Raw genomic sequence first — 1,959 nt, 5'->3', positions numbered from 1 at the left:
TGGACGGGGTCCGGCAGGCGGCACCCGCGCCGCGCTTCGACCGGACGCCGACCAGCGTGGACAGGCCGCCCGCGCGGCCGGGGGAGCACACCCGGGAGGCCTTGGCCGACTGGGGGATCACGGACGTCGACGTACTGCTGGAATCCGGCGCCGCCCAACAGCTTTGAAAGGAACCCGCCCGTGGAACGTCAGCTCTTCGACGCCGATCAGGATGCCTTCCGGGAGACCGTCCGGGCGTTCTGCGACCAGCGGATCGCCCCGTACCACGACAGCTGGGAGGAGGCCGGCATCGTCCCGCGCGAGCTCTGGACGGCCGCCGGTGCCGCCGGGCTGCTCGGGTTCATGATGCCGGAGGAGTACGGCGGCGGTGGAGCGCGCGACTTCCGGTTCAACGCCGTACTGATCGAGGAACTCACCCGGGTCCGGGCCAGCGGGGTCGGGTTCACGATCCATACGGACATCAACTCGGCGTACCTCCTGGACTACGCGACCGACGAGCAGAAGAAGCGCTGGCTGCCGGACTTCTGTTCCGGCGAGACGATCACCGCGATCGCGATGACCGAACCCGGCGCGGGCAGCGACCTGCAGGGGATCCGGACCACCGCGCGGCGCGACGGCGACCACTACGTGCTGAACGGGCAGAAGACGTTCATCTCGAACGGGATCCTCGCCGACCTGGTGATCGTGGTCGCGAAGACCGACCCGGACGCGGGCGCGCAGGGGATCTCGTTGCTGGTCGTCGAGCGCGGGATGCCCGGGTTCGAGCGCGGGCGGAACCTGGACAAGATCGGGCTCAAGGCGCAGGACACGGCCGAATTGTTCTTCTCCGACGTCCGGGTGCCGGCCGAGAACCTGCTCGGCGAGGAGGGCAAGGGCTTCGTCTACCTGATGGAGAAACTGCCACAGGAACGGCTCACGATCGCGGTCGTCGCGGCCGCTGCCTGCGAGAACATGCTCGACGACACGCTGCGCTATGTGAAGGACCGCAAGGCGTTCGGCCGCCCGATCGGCTCGTTCCAGAACAGCCGTTTCGTGCTCGCCGAGCTGGCCACCGAGACCCAGATCGCCCGGGTCTTCGTCGACCGCTGCATCCAGGAACTGAATGCCGGCACCCTGACCGTCGCCGAGGCCGCGATGGCCAAGTGGTGGACCACCGAGCTCCAGAAGAAGGTGGTCGACCGCTGCCTGCAGCTGCACGGCGGTTACGGGTTCATGACCGAGTACCCGATCGCCAAGGCCTACCTCGACACCCGGATCCAGACCATCTACGGCGGCACCACCGAGATCATGAAGGAGATCATCGGCCGGACGATGGGAATCTGACGGTTCCGTGGTTGACTTCCTCCAGGAGCGAGGAGGGTCGTCATGGGCATCGTTTCGCCGGGGTTCAGCGGACGGCGGCGGGGTGGGTCGGACCTGCCGCCGGGGCAGTACCTGACCCACGAGTTCCCGGTGCTGTCGGCGGGGCCGACGCCGCACATCCTGCCCGAGCACTGGGAGTTCACGGTCACCACCGAGACCGGTGAGAAGCACAGGTGGGACTGGGCCGCGCTGATGGCCCTCCCGGCCGAGGAGATCACCAAGGACATCCACTGCGTGACGCGGTGGTCCAAGCTGCAGACGAGCTGGCAGGGCGTCTCGCTGGACACGCTGCTGGCGGACGTGGAGACCGGTGCGGACTTCGCGATGGCGCACAGCTACGGCGGCTACACGACGAACGTGCCGCTCGACGACCTGCTCGACGGGCAGTCCTGGATCGCGTACGAGTACGACGGCGACCCGCTCGACCCGGAGCACGGCGGACCGGCGCGGCTGCTGGTCCCGCACCTGTACTTCTGGAAGAGCGCCAAGTGGGTCCGCGGCCTGGTGCTGTCCGACACCGAGGACCTCGGCTTCTGGGAGACCGCCGGCTACCACGAGTACGGAGACCCATGGAAAGAACAGCGATACGCCGGCGAC

Annotated in this window: 2 protein-coding genes; both read left to right on the top strand. The window is 68.2% G+C overall.

Annotated elements, in window-relative coordinates; translation table 11 throughout:
* The first annotated feature begins 180 nt into the window (after positions 1–180).
* On the top strand, positions 181–1,323 hold the full coding sequence (locus VFF46_RS15655; protein ID WP_325037842.1) for an acyl-CoA dehydrogenase family protein: 1,143 nt from the start codon (positions 181–183) through the stop codon (positions 1,321–1,323).
* 42 nt (positions 1,324–1,365) lie between these two features.
* The coding region (locus VFF46_RS15650; RefSeq protein ID WP_325037841.1) for a sulfite oxidase-like oxidoreductase at positions 1,366–1,959 on the top strand (594 nt) is incomplete at its 3' end.

It is taken from the genome of Kribbella sp. (assembly GCF_035655035.1).
Lineage (GTDB): Bacteria > Actinomycetota > Actinomycetes > Propionibacteriales > Kribbellaceae > Kribbella.
This window is presented reverse-complemented; position numbering and strand designations above follow the sequence as displayed.